We start from the raw sequence: 23,014 nt of genomic DNA on the forward strand, positions 1-23,014 counted from the left end.
ACCGACATACATAAAAGCCGATCCGGCGCGACGCGCTTTAGAGGTGTCGTCAGCCCTGCTTCGCGCGCAGGCGGATCACCACGTCGACATGGGCGATCTCCATGCCTTCAGGCGGTTCCGGCAGATTGGCGATCGTCAGGTTGCTGACGGGAATGTCGAGCACCTCGTTTTCGCCTTCGACGAAGAAATGGTGATGGTCGGAAACATTGGTGTCGAAATAGGTCTTGGCGCTCTCGACGGCGAGAACCCGGATGAGACCGGCTTCCGTGAACTGATGCAGCGTGTTGTAGACGGTTGCCAACGACACTGGCACACCGGCGGCAACAGCCTCCTCATGCAGTTCCTCGACGGTCAAATGCCGGTCGCCCTTGGCAAACAGGAGGTCGCCAAGCGCGACACGCTGGCGAGTAGGGCGCAGGCCCGCACCGCGCAGCCTTACCTCTATTGCGATCGGGAGTGCACCCGTCATCAAAACCAACTCCGGTTATTCTGGCATAAAGCAATCATGTTTCTTTAAGGGGTATAACTTTTGCATCGGAGCCTTTCAATAGTTCAATGGGGACACGAGCCTGATAAACGCGGCAAAAACGGGCTTTTGACGCAAATAGGTCTGGTCCCGGCCCTAGCCTTCCTGTATGCGACCACCAAATAATGGCGCAAGCCTGGTCCGGGGAGATGAATGAAGCTGCCTTGCTTGTGCTTCATTTTCTGAAGAACTTGGACTACACGTTCACATCCATCGGCTTGATGCGGGGGGAAAAGAAACTTTATGACGACCAGACAGTCCAGCTTCTCGTATGAAGAACTCATTGCTTGCGCCCATGGCGAGCTCTTCGGCCCCGGCAATGCGCAGCTGCCCCTGCCGCCTATGCTGATGGTTCACCGCATCACGGATATTTCCGAAACGGGCGGCACCTTCGATAAGGGCTACCTCCGGGCCGAATATGACGTTCGCCCCGACGACTGGTATTTTCCCTGCCATTTCGAAGGCAATCCGATCATGCCAGGCTGCCTCGGTCTCGACGGCATGTGGCAGCTGACCGGTTTCTTTCTGGGTTGGCTCGGCGAGGCAGGCCGTGGCATGGCGCTTTCAACAGGCGAAGTGAAATTCAAGGGCATGGTCCGGCCACAGACGAAGCTGATCGAATATGGCATCGACTTCAAGCGTGTCATGCGCGGCCGTCTGGTCCTCGGCACGGCTGACGGCTGGCTGAAGGCGGATGGCGAGACCATATACCAGGCGGCCGACCTTCGCGTCGGTCTATCGAAAGACAAGACGGCCTGAAACCGCATTTCGAGCGGCTGACGAAAACAACAAAGGTTTGATCAGATGAGACGGGTAGTTGTCACAGGTCTGGGTGTCGTGTCCTCGATCGGAAACGACGCGGCCGAAGTCACCGAATCCTTGCGGCAGGCAAAGTCGGGTATCTCCTTTTCGAGCGATTTCGCCGAACATGGATTCAAGTGCCAGGTTTGGGGCAGTCCGAAGCTCGGTTCGGCGGAACTTGCCGAACTGGTCGACCGCCGCGCCATGCGCTTCCTGTCGCAGGGCGGTGCCTGGAACCATGTCGCCATGAAACAGGCACTTGCCGATTCCGGCCTGGAAGAGAAAGACTACGCTCAGAACGAACGCACCGGGATCATCATGGGCTCCGGCGGCCCGTCCACCCGCACCCTCATCGAGGCTGCCGAAATCACTGTGAAGAACAACAGCCCGAAGCGCATCGGCCCCTTCGCCGTGCCGAAGGCGATGTCCTCGACCGCATCGGCCACACTCGCCACCTGGTTCAAGATCCACGGCGTCAATTATTCGATCTCGTCGGCCTGCTCGACGTCGGCGCATTGCATCGGCAACGCCGCCGAGATGATCCAGTGGGGCAAGCAGGACGTGATGTTCGCTGGCGGCCACGAGGACCTCGACTGGACGATGTCCAATCTCTTCGACGCCATGGGCGCCATGTCCTCCAAATATAACGACACGCCGGACAGCGCTTCGCGCGCCTATGACGTCAACCGCGACGGTTTCGTCATCGCCGGCGGCGCCGGCGTGCTGGTGCTCGAGGAGCTGGAGCGTGCCAAGGCCCGCGGTGCAAAGATCTATGCCGAAATCGTCGGCTACGGCGCAACCTCGGACGGCTACGACATGGTTGCCCCCTCGGGCGAGGGCGCTATCCGCTGCATGCGCCAGGCGCTCGCCACCGTCAAAGGTGACGTCGACTATATCAACACCCACGGCACGTCGACGCCGGTCGGCGACAGCAAGGAAATCGGCGCCATCCGCGAGGTATTCGGCTCGAAGATTCCGCATGTCCAGTCGACCAAGTCGCTGACCGGCCATTCGCTTGGCGCTGCCGGCGTGCAGGAATCGATCTATTCCCTGCTGATGATGCAGCAAGGCTTCATTGGCGAAAGCGCTCATATCACCGAGCTTGATCCCGAATTCGAAGGTGTCCCGATCGTCCGCAAGCGCATCGACGACGCCAAGATCGACATTGCCCTCTCCAATTCCTTCGGCTTCGGCGGCACCAACGCCACGCTCGTCTTCCAGCGCTATAACGGATAATAATATGACGGGAATTATGCAGGGTAAGCGCGGGCTCATCATGGGCGTCGCCAACAACCACTCGATCGCCTGGGGGATTTCAAAAGCTCTCGCCGCACAGGGTGCGGAACTCGCCTTCACCTATCAGGGCGATGCGCTCGGCAAGCGCGTCAAGCCGCTTGCTGCCGAGGTCAGCTCGGATTTCGTGCTGCCCTGCGACGTCGAGGACACCGCCTCGGTCGATGCCGTGGTCGACGCGATCAAGGAGCGCTGGGGCAAGCTCGATTTCATCGTCCATGCCATCGGCTTTTCCGACAAGAATGAGCTCAAGGGTCTCTACGCCGATACGACGCGTGAGAATTTCAGCCGCACAATGGTCATTTCCTGTTTCTCCTTCACCGAGATCGCCAAGCGCTGCGCTCCGTTGATGGAAGATGGCGGTGCGATGCTGACGCTGACCTACAATGGCTCGACGCGCGTCATCCCGAATTACAACGTCATGGGGGTTGCCAAGGCTGCGCTCGAGGCTTCGGTGCGCTATCTCGCCGCCGACTACGGCCCGCGCGGAATCCGCGTCAATGCCATTTCCGCCGGCCCGATCCGTACGCTTGCCGGCGCCGGCATCTCGGATGCGCGCGCGATCCTCTCCTGGAACCAGCGCAATGCACCGCTGCGCAAGACTGTGACCATCGATCAGGTCGGCAACTCGGCTCTCTACCTGCTCTCCGACCTTTCCTCCGGCGTCACCGGCGAAATCCACTTCGTCGACGCCGGCTTCAACGTCACCTCCATGCCGACGCTGGAAACGCTGCGCAAAGCGGACGTCGAATAAACACCATTCGATCGAAACTCAAAGGCCGTGCGCAGATGATGCGCACGGCCTTTTTCTATCGATAAGAGTGATCGGATCGAGGCTGCTTGAGCCCTATTTCTTCGCCCACAGCACCTTGAAGCGGGCGTTGCGGCAGGTTTCGCCGCTTTCCCTGAAATTCGCCGCCAGAACCGGTTCGTAAGGCAGGCCGCGATTGGCGACGAGCATCAGGCGGCCGCCGCCGCGAAGGGCGGACGCGGCAGTCTTGATCATTGCCTGGCCGAGTGCCGGCTCGGCTGCGTGCCCCTCATGGAAGGGCGGGTTCATGATGACGAGATCGTATTTGTCCTTGACCGGCTCACCCGCCAGATCGTGCCAGTAGAAGCGCGCAGGCGCGTTCGGGCAGTTCTCCGCCAGATTATCCCTGGCAGCCTCAAGAGCCGCGTGATCGGCCTCGTAGAGGTCGAGGCGCGTCAGTCCACGCGACTTCTGGGCCAGCTCGACCGAGAGATAGCCCCATCCGGCGCCAAAATCCGCAACGTCGCCGGTGAAATCCTGCGGTAGGCGCGAGGCCAGCAGTTCCGATCCGGCATCGATGCGGTCATGCGAGAACATGCCGGCGGTTGCATTGAAACGGCCGTCGACGTGCACCGGCGCCTTTGCCAGCTTGGAGACAATCTCATCGGCATCCGCCGGCCGGCCGAACCAGAAGGCGACGCCGTGATATTTCGGCATATGGTCGACTGCGAGATTGAAACCTTCCATCCGCTTGCGCAGCGGCTGGATGCCGTCTTCCTTCGCGCCGGCAACGACGATCAGGCCGCCGACCCGTGTGCGGGCAATAGCGGCGGCGAGATTGCCCTCGTTCTTACCCTTGTGCTTGGTGCAGAGCACCAGAGCCGCATCGTAGTCCTCGCCGTCGATCTCCGGCTTTGCTTCGATGCGCTGCGCCAGCAGTTGCCGATAGAGTGGCCGGAAGCCCTGGACGGCGCTGAGCGAGGCGGCAAAGCCTTCCGGCAGCGCAAAGCCTGCCTCGGCGCCGAGGAAGAGCACGCGCTCGCCCTCGCCGGGCGCCTCGACTGTGCCGCTGGCAAAGGGATGGAACAGGGTCTTCAGCGTCTCGCTGCTCATGGGCCTCGTCTCGTCTTAAAGCATGTCGCGCAAAAGTGTTCAGCGGTTTTGCGATCACGACATGCGCAAAACCAAGGACCTAAAGTGTGGCAAGCGAATCTGAAAGATCGCGCCACGCTTTAGGATACAAAAAAGGGCGCGGAAGCATTCCCGCGCCCGATATTAAATTTGGAAGGCGGCTTATTCGGCCGCTTCTTCCTTCTTCTTCTCGTTCGGGATTTCCTGGCCGGTGGCCTGGTCGACGACCTTCATCGACAGGCGAACCTTGCCGCGTTCGTCGAAGCCGAGCAGCTTGACCCAGACCTTGTCGCCTTCCTTGACGACGTCCTGCGTCTTGGCAACACGCTCGGAAGCGAGCTGCGAGATGTGGACGAGACCGTCGCGGGCGCCGAAGAAGTTGACGAAGGCGCCGAAGTCGGCGGTCTTGACGACCGTGCCTTCGTAGACCTGGCCGATCTCAGGCTCGGCGACGATCGAGTGGATCCACTTGCGGGCCGCTTCGATCTCCTTGCCGGAGGACGAAGCGATCTTGACGGTGCCGTCGTCCTCGATGTTGATCTTCGCGCCGGTCTTTTCGACGATTTCGCGAATGACCTTGCCGCCGGAGCCGATGACTTCGCGGATCTTGTCGACCGGGATGTTCATGACTTCGATGCGCGGAGCGAATTCACCGAGCTGGCCGCGGCTTTCGGTAATGGCCTTGGACATTTCGCCGAGGATGTGGGCACGACCGCCTTGGGCCTGGCCAAGGGCGACCTTCATGATCTCTTCGGTGATACCGGCGATCTTGATGTCCATCTGCAGCGAGGTGATGCCGTCGGCGGTACCGGCGACCTTGAAGTCCATGTCGCCGAGGTGGTCTTCGTCACCGAGAATGTCGGAGAGGACAGCGAAGCGATCGCCTTCCAGGATCAGACCCATGGCGATACCGGCCACCGGCTTTGCCAGCGGAACGCCGGCGTCCATCAGAGCGAGCGAGGTACCGCAGACAGTCGCCATCGAGGACGAGCCATTCGACTCGGTGATCTCGGAGACGACGCGCAGCGTGTAGGGGAACTGCTCGACGGTCGGCAGCATCGGACGGATCGCGCGCCATGCGAGCTTGCCGTGGCCGATTTCGCGGCGACCCGGGGAGCCCATGCGGCCGGTCTCGCCAACCGAGTAGGGAGGGAAGTTGTAATGGAGCAGGAAGCGCTCCTTGTACATGCCCGTCAGGCTGTCGACATACTGCTCATCTTCGCCGGTGCCGAGCGTGGCAACGACGATCGCCTGCGTTTCACCGCGGGTGAACAGCGCCGAACCGTGCGTACGCGGCAGAAGACCGACTTCCGAAACGATCGGACGAACGGTTTCGAGGTCGCGGCCGTCGATGCGGCTCTTGGTGTCGAGAATGTTCCAGCGGACGATCTTTGCCTGCAGGTGCTTGAAGATCGCGCCGACTTCTTCGGCCGTGTACCTGGCGTCGCCTTCCTCGGGGAGGAAGTGTGCCTTCACCTTCGCCTTGACGGCGTCGACGGCGGCGTAGCGGTCGGCCTTCTGGGTGATCTTGTAGGCTTCGCGAAGTTCACCTTCGGCAAGGCCGAGCATCTCGCTTTCGAGAGCGGAGTAGTCTTCCGGCTGGAAGTCGCGCGGCTCCTTGGCGGCAACTTCGGCGAGCTTGATGATCGCGTCGAGAACCGGCTGGAAGCCCTTGTGGCCGAACATGACGGCACCGAGCATGACGTCTTCGTTGAGTTCCTTGGCTTCGGATTCCACCATCAGCACGGCGTCGTAGGTGCCGGCGACGACGAGGTCGAGGCTCGATTCGTCCATCTCGTCGAGATGCGGGTTGAGAACGTATTCACCGTTGATGTAGCCGACGCGCGCACCGCCGACCGGGCCCATGAAGGGAACGCCGGACAGCGTCAGCGCTGCCGAGGTGGCAACCATCGACAGCACGTCGGGATTGTTTTCAAGGTCGTGCTGGATGACGGTGACGACGACCTGCGTGTCGTTCTTGTAGCCTTCCGGGAAGAGCGGGCGGATCGGGCGGTCGATCAGGCGGGAAACGAGGGTCTCGTTCTCGCTCGGGCGGCCTTCGCGCTTGAAATAGCCGCCGGGGATCTTGCCGGCAGCGTAGGTCTTTTCCTGGTAGTTGACGGTGAGCGGAAAGAAGTCCTGGCCGGGCTTCGGCGACTTGGCCGAGACGACGGTGGCGAGAACGACGGTTTCGCCGTAGGTGGCGAGAACCGCGCCGTCGGCCTGACGGGCGATCTTGCCGGTTTCGAGCTTCAGCGGGCGGCCGGCCCACTCGATTTCCACTGTGTGTGTATCAAACATCTCTTGTCCTTCAATGCGGGAGCACGCGCCATCGCCGATATCAAGGCGCAGCGCACAGTCGACCGCAATCAATGTGACGTATCACGGGCAAGACAACGGGAGGCTTTTCATCCTCGGCTTCCTCAGGAGTTCTTGAGAAACCGGGCCAAAGCTCATTGATAAGCCTTGGCCGAAAGCATCCGGCAATCCTGCCCCATGACAGGTCAACGGTTGGTTTGGCAGATCCGGCCCATCCGGGTCTACCGGTCTTTCCACCGCGTAAAATAGGGCGCGGCTGGAACATTTCATCGGGAGCCGTGTCCCGAAACACATCCGGCGGACGCTTGGAAAGCGCCCGCCGGATAATCTTAGCGGCGGATACCCAGGCTGGTGATCAGCTTGGAATAGCGGCCTTCATCCTTCTTCTTGAGATAATCAAGAAGCGAGCGGCGGCTCGAAACCATCGTCAGCAGGCCACGGCGGGAATGGTTATCCTTCTTGTGGTCCTTGAAGTGTTCGGTCAGGTTATTGATGCGTTCGGTCAGGATCGCGACCTGGACTTCCGGAGAACCGGTATCGCCTTCAACGGTCGCATATTCCTTGATCAGCGCAGACTTGCGCTCAGCAGTGATCGACATCGGGTGATCCTTTCTAAGAGGAGGAGATAGAGTCGCCAAAAGCCGGGATGTCGTCCAGCTTTGGCCGTGAATGCAAACGGGCGTACCCGATGCTGGCGCTGCCTATAAACCAAATATGGATCGATGGAAAGAGGGGTCGTCCTTGGCGGCTTCAACGGCCCGCCATGGCGCCCCGGATCATCCCGTCATAGGCTGAAGGATCCTGCAGCATGGCGAAATGGCTCACATCTTTCAGGATGACGAGTTTAGCGCCCGGAATCTGTTTTGCCATCATTTCCGTATGGTCGAGCTTTACGGCTTCATCATGATCGCCGATGGCAAGTGTGACCGGCACCGAGATCTTGCCAAGATCGGCGGCCGTCCAGGCCGGCTGGGTTGCCCACATTTCGGATATCTGCTTGACGAAGGCGTCGTATTCGTTCGGCGTCGGCGACAGCTTCCTGTAATATTCGCCGGCGACGTTGATGTAGTCGTTGAAGACCTTGTCGTTCAACACGTCTGGCTTGACGCCCTCTGTCGTGACATTGGCTGCCTGGGCAATGACCCGCGTCAGCTTCTCCGGATGTTTCATCGCCATGTCGATGCCGATGATGCCACCGTCCGACCATCCGACAAGCGTCACCTTGTCGATCTTCAGATAGTCGAGAAGTGCCACATAATCCGATGTCATCAGGTCGTAACCGAAGGGCTGCTGGCTGCGCGTCGAGCGTCCATGGCCGCGGCTGTCGGCAACGATGACCAGGTGGTCCTTGGCAAAATCGGCGACCTGATGAGCCCAGACCTCGGCATTTCCAAGTCCGCCGTGAATGAACAGGATGGGGTCGCCTTCGCCGTATTCGGCGTAATACATCTTGATGTCGTTCACTTCGGCCATGCCGCTCGTCTTTGCCGCCGGCATCGAAGGAAAGGCCGGGAGCTCGGCCCAGCGCTCGGCGGATCGAGCGTTGGCCACGGTCAGGAACATCGAAAAGAACGTCAGTATTCCGATAGCAGTTACGCGCATATTCTTTCTCCTGTCGGGCCACCATGGCCCCTCGGGCCGCTATGGCGGCCCGACAGGGAAGATATCGCATCGTTACCGGCTGACAATCGCTATCGTTGTGGGGTCAGGCGAAAACACGCTTCGGGCGAAACTCGCCCTGGCCGATCTCGCCGATCGCGATCAGCCTGCCGCGGGCGGTCGCATAGGCTTCGCTTTCGGCAACCGGCGCATCGCGGCCACGCACCAGGATCGGGTTGCCCATCTTCAGCCGGTGCGCCTGGTCGTCGTTGATGACGAGATGGGGCAGGGCCGATAGCGCTTCGCAGGTGTCGATCAGCAGCGCGTCGAGGGCCGCCAGCCGCTCGTCCATATCCTCGATCGCCTCCAGTGCCACGAGATCTGCGAGCGGCACCATGGCCTCTTCCGCGAAGGGCGCGACGAAGGTGCGCCGCAGCCCGGACACATGGCCGTAGCAGCCGAGTTCGCGGCCGAAATCGCGCGCCAGCGCCCTGACATAGGTGCCCTTGCCGCATTCCACTTCGAAATGTGCGCTATTGGCGTCCGGGCAGGCAAGCAAGGTCAGCCGGAAGATATCGACCTCACGTGAGGGGATTTCGACGGTTTCGCCTTCGCGCGCCAGATCATAGGCGCGTTCACCCGATATCTTGATAGCGGAAAACTGCGGCGGCACCTGGTTGATGGTGCCGATATATCGAGGCAGGATATCGCGGATCTGCTGTTCGCTCGGGCGTTTGTCCGAACTCTCAGTCACTTCGCCCTCGAGATCGTCGGTCGCGCGCTCCTCGCCCCAGCTCACCGTGAATTCATAGATCTTGCGGCCATCCATCACGTAGGGAACGGTCTTCGTCGCATCGCCGAGCGCGATCGGCAGCATGCCGGAGGCGAGCGGATCGAGCGTGCCGGCATGACCGGCCTTCTGCGCCTTGTAGAGCCATTTGATCTTGGAAACGGCTTCCGTCGAGCCGAAATCCACCGGCTTGTCGAGGATCAGCCAGCCGGAAATCGGCCGGCCCTTGGGTTTGCGTGGTTTGGACATGCGTCTCTTCTGTTTATTGTTCGTCATTATCGCCGTCGAGGTCGCGGCTCACCTCGGGCGAACGCAGCAGCTCGTCGATCTTCTTGTAGTTGTCGAAGCTGGTATCGTCGCGGAAGCGCACCTCCGGCATGTATTTCATCTGCCGGAGCTGCTGCCCGAGCCGGCCGCGGATGAACCTTGCATTACGGTTCAACGCCTCGATGACGATGCTGTGGTCTGAAACGCCGAGCGGCGTCACATAGGCGGTAGCGATCTTGAGGTCCGGCGACATGCGCACTTCCGAGATCGAGATCACGGTCGCTTCGATGACGTCATCACGCACTTCGCCGCGCTGCAGCACCTGGGTGATAGCGGCGCGAACCTGTTCGCCAACGCGCAGCATGCGCTGCGAAGGCGCGGAAGAAGTTGCTCTGGTCATTGTTATCTCTATTTGCCGATGCGGCTGGGAATCGAACCCGTCAAAGGAGAGCGTCCATGACTCTTTTGGTCGAAAAGGTCAAGGCGGCAGATGCCCGAAAGCCATCCGCCGGTGGCGGATGGCTTTCGGAAAGCTCAGGCGCAGCAGTTTAGAGCGTGCGCGTGATATGCTCGACGCGGAAGCACTCGATGACGTCGCCGGCGCGCATGTCTTCGTAGTTTTCGAAGGCCATGCCGCATTCCTGACCCATCGGCACTTCGGACACTTCGTCCTTGAAGCGCTTGAGCGTCTTGAGCTTGCCTTCGTGAACGACAACGTCGTTGCGGATGAGGCGGACGCCCGCACCACGTTCGACCTTGCCTTCGACGACACGGCAGCCTGCGACCTTGCCGACCTTCGTGATGTTGAACACCTCGAGGATCTCGGCGTTGCCGATGAAGGTTTCGCGTCGCTCTGGAGACAAGAGGCCCGACATCGCTGCCTTCACGTCATCCACGAGGTCGTAGATGATGTTGTAGTAGCGGATTTCGATGCCTTCGCGTTCGGCGAACTGGCGTGCCTGCGTATTCGCACGAACGTTGAAGCCGATGATGGCCGCGTTCGAGGCTTCGGCGAGCGAGATATCCGACTCGGTGATGCCGCCGGCACCCGAATGGACGATGCGGGCGCGGACTTCGTCGGTGCCGAGCTTCTCCAGCGCGCCGGCAATCGCTTCGATCGAGCCCTGCACGTCGCCCTTGATGACCAGCGGGAACTCCTTGATGCCGACGCTTTGGCGCTGCATCATCATCTGTTCCAGCGAACCGCGCTGTCCCGACTGGCGGGCAGCCGCCTTGTCGCGGGCCAGACGCTGACGATATTCCGAGATTTCGCGGGCGCGGCTTTCGCTTTCGACGACGGCGAACTTGTCACCCGCCTGCGGCGTACCGGACAGACCGAGAACCTCGACCGGCGTTGCCGGACCGGCTTCCTTCACATGGTCGCCCTTGTCGGTGACGAGAGCGCGCACACGGCCCCAGACGTCGCCTGCGACGATGATCTGGCCCGGACGCAGCGTGCCCTTCTGGACGAGCACGGTCGCGACCGAACCACGGCCACGATCGAGCTGGGCTTCGATAACCGTTCCTTCCGCGGTCCGGTTCGCATTGGCCTTGAGATCGAGAATTTCCGCCTGCAGCAGGATTGCCTCGAGCAGCTTGTCGAGGTTCTTGCCGGTCTTGGCCGAAACCTCGACGTCAAGCACTTCACCGCCCATGGATTCCACGAAGACTTCGTGCTGCAGCAGCTGGTTACGGACCTTCTGCGGATCAGCCTCGTGCTTGTCGACCTTGTTGATCGCAACGATGATCGGAACACCGGCCGCCTTGGCGTGGTTGATCGATTCGATCGTCTGCGGCATCACGCTGTCGTCGGCTGCGACGACCAGGATCGCGATGTCGGTCGCCTGCGCACCGCGGGCACGCATTGCCGTGAAGGCGGCGTGGCCGGGCGTATCGATGAAGGTGATCTTCTGACCGTTCTGCTCCACCTGATAGGCGCCGATATGCTGCGTGATGCCACCGGCTTCGCCGGAGACCACGTTGGCATGGCGGATGGCGTCGAGCAGCGAGGTCTTGCCGTGGTCAACATGGCCCATGATGGTAACGACCGGCGGGCGCGAAACCAGTTCGCCATCCTCGTCGGACACGTTGAAGATGCCGAGTTCGACGTCGGATTCCGACACGCGCCTGACCGTATGGCCGAATTCGCCGGCGATGAGTTCGGCAAGGTCGGCGTCAATGACGTCGCCCGGCTTCATCATCTGGCCTTCCTTCATCAGGTACTTGATGACGTCGACGGCGCGTTCGGACATGCGCTGCGACAGTTCCTGAATGGTGATGGTCTCGGGCAGAACCACCTCGCGGGAGATCTTCTCGCGGGTTTCCTGCATCTGACCACGGCGGAACTTCTCCTGCCGGCGACGCATCGCCGAAAGCGAACGACCGCGGGCATTGTCCTCGCCGTCCACGTTGGCAGTGGTGATCGTCAACTTGCCGCGACGGCGCTCTTCATCCGTCTTCGGACGAGTCGTGACCGGCTTTGCGGGTTCCGGGCGAACGACGCGGCCACGGACCGGACCGCCGCGCGCTGCGCCACGATCGTCGTCTTCCTTTTCCTCGCGACGGCCGCGAACGGCGCCGGGGACGGCAGCGCCGGGTGCCGGACGGGCAGCAGGTGCTCCAGCCGCATCGGACCGGCGTGCAGCAGGTGCCGACGATGCGGGCTGCGGCGGCCGTGGCGCGTCGGAGCGTGCTTCGGTCGGAGCCGGTTCTGCGACTGCGGGTTCTGCGACAGCGGGTGCCTCAGCCTGCCGGATAGCCTCTTCAGCGGCCCTGCGGGCAGCTTCTTCCGCTTCGGCGGCCTTGCGGATCACCTCTTCTGCGGCACGGCGCTTTTCTTCCTCGGCGCGGCGGATCGCATCCTGGGCGTCACGCGCCTGGGAGTCGGCAAGCGCGCGGCGGCGGGCGTCCATCTCTTCCGGCGACAGATGGTTCAGCACCACCGGGCGCGGGCGATCGTTCTGGCGCGGCGGCTGGTGAGACTGCTGCGGCGGACGCTGGTTCGTCTGGTTGTTGTTGCCCTGCTGAACCCGCGGAGCCGGCGTCGGCTGCTGCGGACGCGCCTGCACGGGTGCGGGCGCCGGTTCGGCTGCGCGGACGGGGGCCGCCGGAGCGACGGGTGTGATCGGCTTTTCATCTTCCGGGCGCATCGGGCGCCGCTTACGGGTCTCGACGACGACCGCCTTGGTGCGACCTCGACCCATATCCTGGCGAACGGTGCCCTGGCTCATCCCCGATGGTTTCAGGGTGAGTGTCTTTTTGCCCGCTACGCTGATTGTCTTGTCGTCGTTACTATCGGTCATTCGTTCCCGTTCCTTCGGACAGGGAGCGATGACTAGATCAGACCCTGTCGTTCAATACTGTCGATCAATGAGTATGGGACCGGCCGATGCCGGTGACCGCCTCATTGTTTTTGCCGGCCAGCGCCGCCCGCTGCCCGGGACTGACCGCCAATACGGTACTGTTCGAGCATCTTTGCGCGCTTCACTACACCTTCACCCGCCTGCCCTGCAAGCACTGCGGCATGGATAAAAGCATTCTGGCCCATCAGGCCTTCCATTTCGCTCTCCGAGAAGAGACGGAAGGAAGGTATCTCCTCCTCGGTCTCCATTCCGAGGTGCCAGGCCTTGCGGGCCTGGTCGATTTTCCGGACGCCATCGTCCGCTGCCCCAGTCGCGTGGAACACCGCAAGGGCTGCTCCGCTTCTAACCGCGGCATCCACTTTCGAGGATCCACTGACGAACTGGCCGGCTTTCCGCGCCATGTTCATCATCTGCATCAGTTGCGCCGCGAGCAGCCGATCGACACTCGCGCCGAGATCGTCCGCCGCCTTTACATCCGTCTTCAGTGCACGGGCGAAGAGCTTCTTCGCCACTGCCCTGTCGACCAGCGACCGGTCGATCTTCACCCAGCAACCACGTCCCGGAAGCTCGCGCTTCAGGTCGGCGACAACTGTTCCATCGGGAGCGGCGACGAAGCGGATCAACTCTTCCGGCGATCCGCTTTCGCGCGTCACGATGCACATGCGTCCGTTCACGTCATAACCTGCAAGATCGTCGTCCTCGAGAGGAGCGTCCGGTTCATGCGCGGTCATCATGCTTCTTGTTCGGCTTCGGTGACCTCTTCTTCGGTCCCCTTATCCAGGTCCTCTTGCGTGATCCAGCCGGCCGAAAGGCGGGCCTGGACGATCATCTGTTCTGCTTCGACGCGCGACACGTCGAACTTCGAGAACAGACCCTCGAACTTCTTCGTTTCGCCGTTCTTGCGCTCCGTCCAGCCGACGAGATCGTCGGCAGCACATCCGGCAAAGTCCTCGATCGTCTTGATGCCGTCTTCGCCGAGCGCCACCATCATCTGGGCGGTCATGCCGTTGATTTCACGCAGTTCGTCCTGAACACCGAGCGCCTTGCGCTTCTCGTCCATCTCGGCTTCGAGACGCTCGAGGAATTCGCGGGCGCGCTGCTGGATTTCCTGCGCCGTTTCCTCGTCGAAACCGTCGATCGAAGAGATTTCGTCGAGATCGACATAAGCCAGTTCTTCAACCGCGGCAAAACCTTCCGAAGCCAGAACCTGGCCGACCATCTCGTCGACATCGAGCGAATCCATGAACAGGTTGGTGCGCTCGTTGAATTCCTTCTGGCGGCGTTCCGATTCCTCGGCCTCCGTCATGATGTCGATATCCCAGCCGGTCAGCTGCGAGGCGAGGCGGACGTTCTGGCCGCGACGGCCGATCGCAAGCGACAGCTGCTCGTCGGGAACGACGACTTCGATACGCTCTGCATCCTCATCGAGAACGACCTTGGCGACTTCGGCCGGCTGCAGGGCGTTGACGACGAACGTCGCCGGGTCCTGCGACCATGGAATGATGTCGATCTTCTCGCCCTGGAGCTCGCCGACGACGGCCTGAACGCGCGAGCCGCGCATACCGACGCAGGCGCCAACCGGATCGATCGAGCTGTCGTTCGAGATCACCGCAATCTTGGCGCGCGAACCCGGATCGCGGGCGACCGACTTCACCTGGATGATGCCGTCGTAAATCTCCGGCACTTCCATGGTGAAGAGTTTCACCATGAACTGCGGATGCGTGCGCGACAGGAAGATCTGCGGGCCGCGCTGCTCGCGACGGACATCATAGACATAGGCACGGACGCGATCGCCATAGCGGACGTTTTCGCGCGGGATCATTTCATCGCGGCGGATGATGCCTTCGCCACGGCCGAGATCGACGATGACGTTGCCGTATTCGACGCGCTTGACGGTACCGTTGACGATTTCGCCGACGCGATCCTTGAATTCGTCGAACTGGCGGTCACGCTCGGCTTCACGCACCTTCTGCACGATCACCTGCTTGGCGGACTGTGCGGCGATACGGCCGAAATCCATCGGCGGCAGCGGATCGGCGATGAAGTCGCCGAGTGCGGCGTCCGGGTTGCGGTCGCGAGCAAGCTCCAGCGGGATCTGCGTCGAATAATCCTCGGCCTTCTCGACGACTTCAAGCAGGCGCTGCAGACGGATTTCGCCGGTCTTCGGATTGATGTCGGCCCGGATGTTGGACTCGGTGCCGTAACGGGAGCGTGCCGCCTTCTGGATGGCATCGGCCATTGCGGCCAGCACGATCTCGCGGTCGATGACTTTTTCGCGCGCCACTGCATCTGCGATCTGCAGAAGTTCGAGCCGGTTCGCACTGACTGCCATTGTCTTGTTTCTCCGTCTTTACTCGCCGGGTTCCCGTCCCTAGAGCGGTCTGTTGATCGGTTATTCTTCGTCTTCTGCTTCGTTCTGGTTGGCGGCCTGGGCTTTCGCCAGCTTGTCGGCGCGCAACGCATCGCGGATCAGGTCGTCGGTCAGAATGAGCTTCGCATCGCTAAGCGCCGTGAAGGGAATGGTGACCTTCTGCTCTTCCCCATAGGCAACCTGGTCACGCTCGAGCGTGAAACCATCTGCGCCTGCTTCGACGATCTTGCCGCGGAAGCGCTTGCGATTGTCGATCAAGATCGATGTCTCGCATTTCACAAGGTGGCCCTGCCAGCGGACGAAATCGGATTTCCGCACCATCGGACGGTCGATGCCGGGCGAAGACACTTCCAGATGATACTCTTTATCGATCGGATCTTCCACATCGAGGACGGGAGAAATCGCCATCGAGACTTCTTCGCAATCCTGAACCGACATCGTGCCGTCGTTGCGTTCGGCCATAACCTGCATCGTCGCGCCGTTCTGGTTCAGCATACGGACGCGGATAAGCCGAAAGCCGATGCCGACGAGAACGGGTTCGATGATATCGGCAAGACGCTGGTCGAGCCCGGTTTCGGTAATCAGCCGCGGCTCAAGTTCGTTGTCTGCGTTTGTCATGTCCGACAAGCGGTGCGCTCCTCGCAATTTCATGCTGTTCAAGCGATCGCGGTAATAAAAAAGAGCGGGTCCTTGCGGCCCACTCTTCATCAAGCGATCAAGAATTTGAGAGGCATATAGTCGGGTTTTTCCGAAATTGCAAGGTCTGCGACCGATTCGGCCAATTCCCTTCCGGCGACGTGAACAGGCCTATGGCCAGCGCCGGTCTTGCGCATATATTGCCGTTGGCGCGCAATAACAAAAGCGGGAGAAATCGTGGCCTACACTTCGTCGACATTGGCGCCTTTGCGGCACGATACCTACCGCACCATCTGGTTTGCGAGCCTTTCTTCGAATTTCGGCGGCCTGATCCAGGCGGTCGGCGCCGCCTGGATGATGACCACGATCACCGCCTCGGAGGACATGGTCGCACTGGTGCAGACCTCGACGGCGCTGCCGATTATGCTGTTTTCGCTGATATCGGGCGCTCTGGCCGACAATTATGACCGCCGCCGGGTCATGCTGACGGCGCAGTGCATGATGCTCACCGTCTCGGCGCTGCTGACGGCCTCAGCCCTTCTCGGCTGGATCACGCCCTGGCTGCTGCTCTTCTTCACCTTCCTAATCGGCTGCGGCACCGCGCTCAACAATCCCTCCTGGCAGGCCTCGGTCGGCGACATGGTGCCGCGCGCCGATCTGCCGGCCGCGGTCACGCTGAACAGCATGGGTTTCAACATCACCCGCAGCGTCGGCCCGGCAATCGGCGGCGTCATCGTGGCGGCTGCCGGCGCGGCCGCGGCCTTCGCGGTGAACACGCTGAGTTACCTCGCGTTGATTTATGCGCTGCTGCGCTGGCGGCCAGCCGCGCCCGTCTCGACCCTGCCGCGGGAGGCACTCGGCAGCGCCATCTTCGCCGGCCTGCGTTATGTCTCGATGTCGCCCAATCTCGAAAAGGTCCTTGTCAGAGGGCTGCTCTTCGGCATCGGTGCCAGCTCGATCCTGGCGCTGCTGCCGGTCGTCGCCCTCGATCTCGTTGCCGGCGGGCCGCTGACCTATGGTTTCATGCTCGGCGCCTTCGGCATCGGCGCGATCGGCGGCGCGGTGCTGAATGCCAGGCTTCGCGAGGTGCTTTCCAGCGAGATGATCATCCGCCTCTCCTTTGCCGGCTTTGCACTGAGTGCTGTTATCGCAGCCTTCAGCCCGAGTGCCCTCCTCACCTCTGCCGGGCTGCTCGTCTCCGGCGCCTGCTGGGTCTCCGCACTTTCGCTCTTCAACACCATCGTTCAGCTTTCGACGCCGCGCTGGGTGGTCGGCCGTGCGTTGTCGCTTTATCAGACCGTCACCTTCGGTGGCATTGCCGGCGGCAGCTGGCTGTGGGGCATTGCCGCCGATCGCTATGGCGTCGCCGATGCGCTGCTGATGTCATCCGTCGTCATGCTGCTCGGCATCGCCATCGGCCTGCGTCTTTCGATGCCGGCCTTCGCCTCGCTCAATCTCGACCCGCTGAACCGCTTCACCGAGCCGGCCCTCAGTCTCGACATCACGCCACGCAGCGGGCCGATCGTCATCCAGGTCGATTACGAGATTGCCGATGAGGACCTTGCCGAGTTCATGGAATTGATGGGCGAGCGCCGCCGTATCCGCATCCGCGACGGGGCCCGCAACTGGGCGCTGATGCGGGATCTAGAAAATCCCAGCCTTTGGACGGAAACCTACCATACGCCGACCTGGGTCGAATACATAAGACACAACCAGCGGCGCACGCAGGCCGATGCCGAAAACACCGACAGGCTTCGTGCGCTTCACCGCGGCGAAGGTCCGCTGCATGTCCACCGGATGATCGAACGCCAGGCCATTCCACCGGGTGACGACGTCTTCCACAAGGCGCCGATCGATCTGCATCATTGAGATCAGCTATGCATAGATCAAGCATGTACAAATTCAGGCTCGCCCGCCCGTCCGATCTTGCTGCCATCGTCCGGCTTCTGGCCGATGACGATCTCGGCGGCACCAGGGAGATCGTTTCTGATCCCGTCGACGCGCGTTATCTCTCGGCCTTCGCTGCGATCGAGGCGGACGCCAATCAGCTTCTGGCCGTCGCAACCGATGCGGCCGATCGGGTCGTCGGCTGTCTGCAGCTGAGTTTTGTTCCAGGCCTTTCCAGGACGGGCATGTGGCGCGGCCAGATCGAAAGCGTGCGTGTCGCAAGCGATCTTCGCGGCTCAGGCCTCGGCTCGCACTTCATCGAATGGGCGATCGCCCAATGCGCCGAGCGTGGCTGCGGCCTCGTGCAGCTGACATCGGACAAGACGCGAGGGGATGCAATCCGCTTCTACGAGAAGCTCGGTTTCGTCGCCAGCCATGAAGGTTTGAAACGCACTCTCTGAAGCCGGTTACTTCAGCTTGCCCTTCATCGTGGCCTCCGGAAAACATGTCGGCTTCATGCCGTTCTTTGTCTGCCATTGGCCGATCGAACGCCGCGTCTTGTAGCCCGGCAGGCCGTCGGAACCGCCGACATCATAGCCCTGCCGTTCCAGCGCCTTCTGCATGGCGGCGACGTCCGAGCGCAGCATCTTGCCGACATCGCCCCATCTGCCCTGGAAGGCGCCGCCATTATAGGCGATGCGGTCGGCCAGATTGCCGATATAGAGCGCGTACAGATCGGAATTATTATATTCCTTGATGATGTAGAAATTCGGGGTGACGATGAATTCCGGTCCGTCGCGGCCGGCCGGTACCAGCATCATGCCCTCAGCCTTCATCTCGCCTGAGGGAAAGCCCTTGCCGGAGATGCGGTCGATGCCGAGTGAGGCCCAGTGCGACAGCGGCTTTGTCAGATCGGGTCCCTCCTGTGCGCAGGAGACCGCCTCCGGTATCGACACCTCGAAGCCCCAGTCGCGGCCGCGCTGCCAGCCTTTTTTGACCAGGTAATTGGCGATCGAGGCGAGTGTATCGGGCACCGAGGTCCAGATATTGCGGTGACCGTCACCATCGAAATCCACCGCATATTTCAGATAGCTCGTCGGCATGAATTGCGGCTGGCCGAGTGCGCCCGCCCACGAACCCTTGAAGTTGGCAGGTGTCACGTCGCCGCCGTCGAGAATATGGAGTGCGGCCACCAGCTCGGTGCGGAACATCTCCTTGCGCGTCGACATGAAGGCCTTGGTCGCCAGCACCTCGATCGCCGAATTCGGGATCTTCGCCGCACCGAAGCCCGTCTCCCGGCCCCAGATAGCCAGCACGATCGAGCCCGGCACGCCATAGGTCTTTTCGATCCGCTTCAGCGTCGAGCCATATTGGGCGGCAAAGCCGCGTCCCGTTGCGGCAAGCTTCTTCAGTTGGTCTTCGTTGAAATAGGGAGCGGGTGAGGAAAATTCGGCCTGCGTCTGCTTCTGTTCCTTCGGCGGCGGGAAGCCCGGCGGAGCGAGATCGGGCAAATTCCAGTTCAGCGTGATGCCAGAGAAAGCTGCTTGAAAGACCTTCTCCGAAATGCCGTTGGCCTTCGCCTCCGGCCAGAGCTCGCTCTGCACCCATTTCTCGAACTGCGCCTCGACATCGGCTTTCGAAGAGGCCGCGTAACAGGAGAGGGGCAAGAGAGCTGCCGCCAACGCGAGTGCGAATATCCCCGTGCTCTTCGGCATAGACAAGCCTCTCATATCACCGTCCGCGCCCGAAGTGCCGCCGCAAGCGTGCCCTCGTCGAGATAGTCGAGTTCGCCGCCGACCGGCACGCCATGCGCCAGCCGTGTGATCTTCACGTCGAGCCCCTGCAACTGATCGGTGATGTAATGCGCCGTCGTCTGTCCCTCGACTGTGGCGTTGACCGCGATGATCAGTTCCCGGATGCCGCCTTCGCCGACCCGGTCGATCAGGCCGCGAATATTGAGATCGTCAGGACCGACCCCGTCGAGCGGTGACAGCGTGCCGCCGAGCACATGATAGGCGGCGTTCATCGCGCCTGCCCGCTCCAGCGCCCAGAGATCCGATACGTCCTCGACGACAATGATGACGGATTGATCGCGTTGCGTGTCGGTGCAGACAATGCAGGGATCGACCGTATCGACATTGCCGCAGCGCGAGCAGATCTTCACCTTGTCATAGGCCTCGCCCATCGCATTCGACAGCGGGCCGAGCAGCTGGTCCTTCTTCTTGATCAGATGCAGTGCCGCCCGGCGCGCCGAGCGCGGCCCGAGGCCCGGCACCTTCGCCAGAAGCTGGATGAGTTTTTCGATTTCGGGGCCGGTGACTCGTTTTGCCATGCGCCGTTCTTAGCTGATATGGAACGGAAACGGAATCGCGGAAGGATTGCCCGTCTCATGAAAATCCTGGCCTTGTGCACCGGCAATCCCGAAAGACTGCCCGGCAAGAGCTACAAGACCGGCATCTTCAAACATGCCGTCAATGGCGCCGTGGTGATCGACGCCGAAGGTCTTGTCGGCGATGCGATCTGCAACCGCAAACACCATGGCGGCGTCGACCAGGCTGTTTATGTCGAGGGATCGCTGACACTCGACTGGTGGAGCAGGGAGCTCGGCAGGCCTTATGAGCCCGGCACTTTCGGGGAGAACATGGTGATATCGCATCTCGACAATCGCGACGTCTCAGTCGGCGACCGATTCGTCGCCGGCGATTTCGTCCTCGAAGTCACGTCATGCCGCATTCCCTGCGCCACCTTCGCCGCCAGGATGGCCGATCCGAGATTCGTCGCGCGCTACACCGCCGCCGCCCGTCCCGGCATCTATTGCCGCGTCATCAAAGGCGGTGTGGCCGAGGCCGGAATGCCAGTCGACCATCGACTCTTTACGGGGGAGAAGGTGACGATGCCGGAGCTGATGAAAACTTTCGGCCGGAGGCTTTCGGAGGCGGACCGGGCGCGATATCTCGCCTCACCGATCCACTACAAGCTTCGAGCGTTGTTGGAAGCCGGCCGCTGACCACCGGGCATACGTGGCGTATAGATCAAAACGGCAGCTTGAAGCCGGGCGGGATCGGCAGACCGGCCGTCAGGGCCTTGGTCTTCTCGGCGGCCAGCGCCTCGGCCTTGTCCTTGGCGTCCTTGTGGGCGGCGACGATCAGGTCCTCGAGGATCTCGACATCGTCTTCCTTGAACAGCGACGGATCGATCTTCAGGCTTTTCAGCTCACCCTTGCCCGATATGACGACGGCGACGAGCCCGCCGCCCGCCTTGCCTTCGGCCGTGAGCTCGGCGATCTCCGCCTGCATCTGCTCCATCTTGGCCTGCATTTCCTTGACTTTGCCCATCATGCCCATGATGTCGCGCATCGTCTCGCTCCTTGTTGAAACTTTAGAATTCTATGTCGTCGCCGGGCAGGATGTCACCTTCCTCGGATTCGGCGGCCGCCGGCGGCGTCGCCTCGCCTTCCTCCTCCGGTTCGGGCGCCCGTACGCGCACGTCGATGATCTTGGCACCGGGGAAATGCGCAAGGATTGCCGCTACGTCAGGGTCCTGGCGCGCGTCGATCACATGCTGTTCCCTGGTCCTGGCCTCCGCTTCGACAAGCGTCGGCTGGCCCTCGTCGCGGCTGAGGCTGACGATCCAATGGATGCCGGTCCATTCCTTCAGTTTGACGGCAAGCTCGTTGAGCAGCGTCGTCGGCGCACCGGGAGCCAAGCTGACGTCGAGCCGGCCGGCTTCGATCCGCACGGGGCGCAGGAAGGTGCGCACCATCGCCTTCAGCTTCGGATCGCGTTTCTCGGTGGCGAGGTTGACGATATCATTGACCGAATTGACCGGGACGAGCGGCTTTAGGGCTTCCGCCGGTTTTGGCTCGATCCGCCCGACAGACATGGTCTCGGGCTGGCTGCTCGGCACGGCACGCAGCATCGCGACCGGCGCCGAAGGCTGTGGCGGGCTCGGTGCGGCTTCCGCGGCACGCGCCGCGACACTGTTCTGATAGGAAACCCGTGTCCCGTTGCCGCCGCCATTGCCGGACGGCGGAGCCGCAGGCCGCGGGCCGGAATTGTCGCCGGAAAATTCAGCAAGCCGCCGCGCCGCATCTTCGGGCGCCGGCAGATGCGCGGCATGTGCAAGCCGGATCAGTACCATCTCGGCTGCCCCTGCCGTCCGCGACGAGCCTTCCGTTTCCGGAATGCCCTTCAGCAGCATCTGCCAGATGCGCGACAGCGTCGTCACCGCAACGCCCTTGGCGAATTCCGCCGCCTTGGTGCGTTCGACCTCGCTGAGCGAAGGATCGTTTGCCGCATCCGGCACATATTTCAGCCGCGTCACCAGATGGGTGAAATCGGCAAGATCGGTCAGCACCACCACCGGATTGGCGCCGGCTTCGTATTGGTTCTGGAACTCGCCGAGCGCGGCGGCCACATCGCCTTTGACGATATGCTGGAAGAGATCGACGATCCGGGCGCGATCGGCAAGGCCGAGCATGCCGCGCACGGCTTCCGCCTGCACGACGCCTGCGCCATGGGCGATTGCCTGGTCGAGCAGCGACAGGCCGTCGCGCGCCGAACCTTCGGCAGCACGCGCGATCATCGCCAGCGCATCGGCTTCCGCCTCGATGCCTTCCTTGGCGGCGATCGTCGTGAACAGCCCGACGAGATCGGAGGCGCTGATACGGCGCAGGTCGAAGCGCTGGCAGCGCGACAGCACGGTGATCGGAACCTTGCGGATTTCGGTAGTGGCGAAGATGAATTTCACATGCTCCGGCGGCTCTTCCAGCGTCTTCAACAGGCCGTTAAAGGCCTGCGTCGACAGCATATGCACTTCGTCGATGATATAGACCTTGTAGCGCGCCGAAACCGGTCGGTACCGCACCTGCTCGATGATCTCGCGGATATCGTCGATACCGGTATGGGAGGCGGCATCCATCTCGATCACGTCGACATGCCGGCCTTCCATGATCGCCTGGCAGTGCTCGCCCGGCGTGCGAAGGTCGATCGTCGGCTTGTCGATTTCCGATGTCTTGTAGTTCAGCGCCCGCGCCAGGATGCGCGCCGTCGTCGTTTTGCCGACACCGCGCACACCCGTCAGCATATAGGCTTGCGCGATGCGGCCGGTTTCGAAGGCGTTGGTGAGGGTACGGACCATCGGCTCCTGGCCGACCATCAAGTCCGTGAAATCCTTGGGGCGGTATTTGCGAGCCAGCACCCGGTATCCGGTGCCCGTCGAGGCGGCATCTTTTGATTGTCGCTCGGTGTCGCTCATCGCCCTGCTTGTCGCCCGGATCGTC

General features: G+C 61.7%; 21 protein-coding genes. 6 read left to right on the forward strand and 15 right to left on the reverse strand.

What is annotated here, in order from left to right; translation table 11 throughout:
- Window positions 1–49: 49 nt before the first annotated feature.
- The gene (gene irrA, locus ACD590_RS22925) at window positions 50–469 is read right to left on the reverse strand and encodes an iron response transcriptional regulator IrrA (RefSeq protein ID WP_003555773.1); all 420 of its coding nucleotides are present in this window, start codon (window positions 467–469) and stop codon (window positions 50–52) included.
- A gap of 300 nt (window positions 470–769) precedes the next feature.
- On the opposite strand from irrA, the gene fabA reads away from it, so the two are divergent.
- The 3 genes from fabA to fabI are packed head-to-tail and all read left to right on the forward strand — an operon-like array spanning window position 770 to window position 3,374.
- A complete protein-coding gene (gene fabA / locus ACD590_RS22930; RefSeq protein WP_027682244.1) occupies window positions 770–1,285 on the forward strand; it encodes a 3-hydroxyacyl-[acyl-carrier-protein] dehydratase FabA in 516 nt (171 codons plus the stop codon).
- A 45-nt stretch (window positions 1,286–1,330) separates the two neighbouring features.
- Window positions 1,331–2,563 carry a beta-ketoacyl-ACP synthase I gene (fabB, locus tag ACD590_RS22935; RefSeq protein ID WP_112905647.1) on the forward strand — a complete coding sequence of 411 codons (1,233 nt, stop codon included), beginning with the start codon at window positions 1,331–1,333 and terminating at the stop codon, window positions 2,561–2,563.
- Window positions 2,564–2,567: 4 nt separating this feature from the next.
- On the forward strand, window positions 2,568–3,374 hold the full coding sequence (fabI, locus tag ACD590_RS22940; protein ID WP_018244255.1) for an enoyl-ACP reductase FabI: 807 nt from the start codon (window positions 2,568–2,570) through the stop codon (window positions 3,372–3,374).
- Between the two features lie 93 nt (window positions 3,375–3,467).
- Here the strand turns inward: fabI and ACD590_RS22945 are convergent, their stop codons facing one another.
- The 10 genes from ACD590_RS22945 to rimP all read right to left on the reverse strand — a co-directional run bounded on the left by ACD590_RS22945 (window position 3,468) and on the right by rimP (window position 15,837).
- Window positions 3,468–4,484: a class I SAM-dependent methyltransferase gene (locus ACD590_RS22945; protein ID WP_439003408.1), complete on the reverse strand. Its 1,017-nt coding sequence runs from the start codon at window positions 4,482–4,484 to the stop codon at window positions 3,468–3,470.
- A 180-nt stretch (window positions 4,485–4,664) separates the two neighbouring features.
- On the reverse strand, window positions 4,665–6,803 hold the full coding sequence (pnp, locus tag ACD590_RS22950; RefSeq protein ID WP_026188572.1) for a polyribonucleotide nucleotidyltransferase: 2,139 nt from the start codon (window positions 6,801–6,803) through the stop codon (window positions 4,665–4,667).
- Window positions 6,804–7,150: 347 nt separating this feature from the next.
- Complete coding sequence (rpsO, locus tag ACD590_RS22955; protein WP_003544317.1) at window positions 7,151–7,420, reverse strand: 30S ribosomal protein S15; 270 nt, start codon at window positions 7,418–7,420, stop codon at window positions 7,151–7,153.
- A 151-nt stretch (window positions 7,421–7,571) separates the two neighbouring features.
- Window positions 7,572–8,423 (reverse strand): alpha/beta fold hydrolase, encoded by an 852-nt coding sequence (locus ACD590_RS22960; protein WP_210066697.1) that lies wholly within the window; start codon window positions 8,421–8,423, stop codon window positions 7,572–7,574.
- Window positions 8,424–8,526: 103 nt separating this feature from the next.
- Window positions 8,527–9,459, reverse strand: coding sequence for a tRNA pseudouridine(55) synthase TruB (truB, locus tag ACD590_RS22965; protein WP_439003409.1), 933 nt, complete (start codon window positions 9,457–9,459; stop codon window positions 8,527–8,529).
- 13 nt (window positions 9,460–9,472) lie between these two features.
- Complete coding sequence (gene rbfA, locus ACD590_RS22970; RefSeq protein WP_017966457.1) at window positions 9,473–9,877, reverse strand: 30S ribosome-binding factor RbfA; 405 nt, start codon at window positions 9,875–9,877, stop codon at window positions 9,473–9,475.
- 148 nt (window positions 9,878–10,025) lie between these two features.
- Window positions 10,026–12,779 (reverse strand): translation initiation factor IF-2, encoded by a 2,754-nt coding sequence (gene infB / locus ACD590_RS22975; protein WP_018244261.1) that lies wholly within the window; start codon window positions 12,777–12,779, stop codon window positions 10,026–10,028.
- A gap of 101 nt (window positions 12,780–12,880) precedes the next feature.
- Window positions 12,881–13,573, reverse strand: a complete 693-nt coding sequence (locus ACD590_RS22980; protein ID WP_017989926.1) for an RNA-binding protein — start codon at window positions 13,571–13,573, stop codon at window positions 12,881–12,883.
- A complete protein-coding gene (gene nusA, locus ACD590_RS22985; RefSeq protein WP_018244263.1) occupies window positions 13,570–15,171 on the reverse strand; it encodes a transcription termination factor NusA in 1,602 nt (533 codons plus the stop codon). Before nusA ends, ACD590_RS22980 begins: the two co-directional genes overlap by 4 nt.
- Window positions 15,172–15,231: 60 nt before the next feature.
- A complete protein-coding gene (rimP, locus tag ACD590_RS22990) occupies window positions 15,232–15,837 on the reverse strand; it encodes a ribosome maturation factor RimP (protein WP_018244264.1) in 606 nt (201 codons plus the stop codon).
- A gap of 198 nt (window positions 15,838–16,035) precedes the next feature.
- Here rimP and ACD590_RS22995 point away from each other — a divergent pair, with 198 nt between their 5' ends.
- Window positions 16,036–17,715 carry an MFS transporter gene (locus ACD590_RS22995; RefSeq protein WP_197730794.1) on the forward strand — a complete coding sequence of 560 codons (1,680 nt, stop codon included), beginning with the start codon at window positions 16,036–16,038 and terminating at the stop codon, window positions 17,713–17,715.
- Window positions 17,716–17,738: 23 nt separating this feature from the next.
- Window positions 17,739–18,194 (forward strand): GNAT family N-acetyltransferase, encoded by a 456-nt coding sequence (locus tag ACD590_RS23000; protein ID WP_018448022.1) that lies wholly within the window; start codon window positions 17,739–17,741, stop codon window positions 18,192–18,194.
- Between the two features lie 6 nt (window positions 18,195–18,200).
- Here the strand turns inward: ACD590_RS23000 and ACD590_RS23005 are convergent, their stop codons facing one another.
- Both ACD590_RS23005 and recR read right to left on the reverse strand, forming a co-directional pair.
- Window positions 18,201–19,448 carry a lytic murein transglycosylase gene (locus ACD590_RS23005; protein WP_439003410.1) on the reverse strand — a complete coding sequence of 416 codons (1,248 nt, stop codon included), beginning with the start codon at window positions 19,446–19,448 and terminating at the stop codon, window positions 18,201–18,203.
- A gap of 11 nt (window positions 19,449–19,459) precedes the next feature.
- Window positions 19,460–20,065 (reverse strand): recombination mediator RecR, encoded by a 606-nt coding sequence (gene recR / locus ACD590_RS23010; protein WP_003555792.1) that lies wholly within the window; start codon window positions 20,063–20,065, stop codon window positions 19,460–19,462.
- A 57-nt stretch (window positions 20,066–20,122) separates the two neighbouring features.
- On the opposite strand from recR, the gene ACD590_RS23015 reads away from it, so the two are divergent.
- Entirely contained in the window at window positions 20,123–20,740 is a 618-nt protein-coding gene (locus ACD590_RS23015) for an MOSC domain-containing protein (protein ID WP_439003411.1), read from the forward strand.
- Between the two features lie 25 nt (window positions 20,741–20,765).
- Here the strand turns inward: ACD590_RS23015 and ACD590_RS23020 are convergent, their stop codons facing one another.
- Complete coding sequence (locus ACD590_RS23020) at window positions 20,766–21,089, reverse strand: YbaB/EbfC family nucleoid-associated protein (RefSeq protein ID WP_003555794.1); 324 nt, start codon at window positions 21,087–21,089, stop codon at window positions 20,766–20,768.
- Window positions 21,090–21,111: 22 nt separating this feature from the next.
- Window positions 21,112–22,989 carry a DNA polymerase III subunit gamma/tau gene (locus ACD590_RS23025; RefSeq protein ID WP_018244270.1) on the reverse strand — a complete coding sequence of 626 codons (1,878 nt, stop codon included), beginning with the start codon at window positions 22,987–22,989 and terminating at the stop codon, window positions 21,112–21,114.
- Window positions 22,990–23,014 lie beyond the last annotated feature (25 nt).

The sequence above is a fragment of the Rhizobium sp. 862_C5_N1_2 genome, assembly GCF_051811205.1.
Lineage (GTDB): Bacteria > Pseudomonadota > Alphaproteobacteria > Rhizobiales > Rhizobiaceae > Rhizobium > Rhizobium leguminosarum.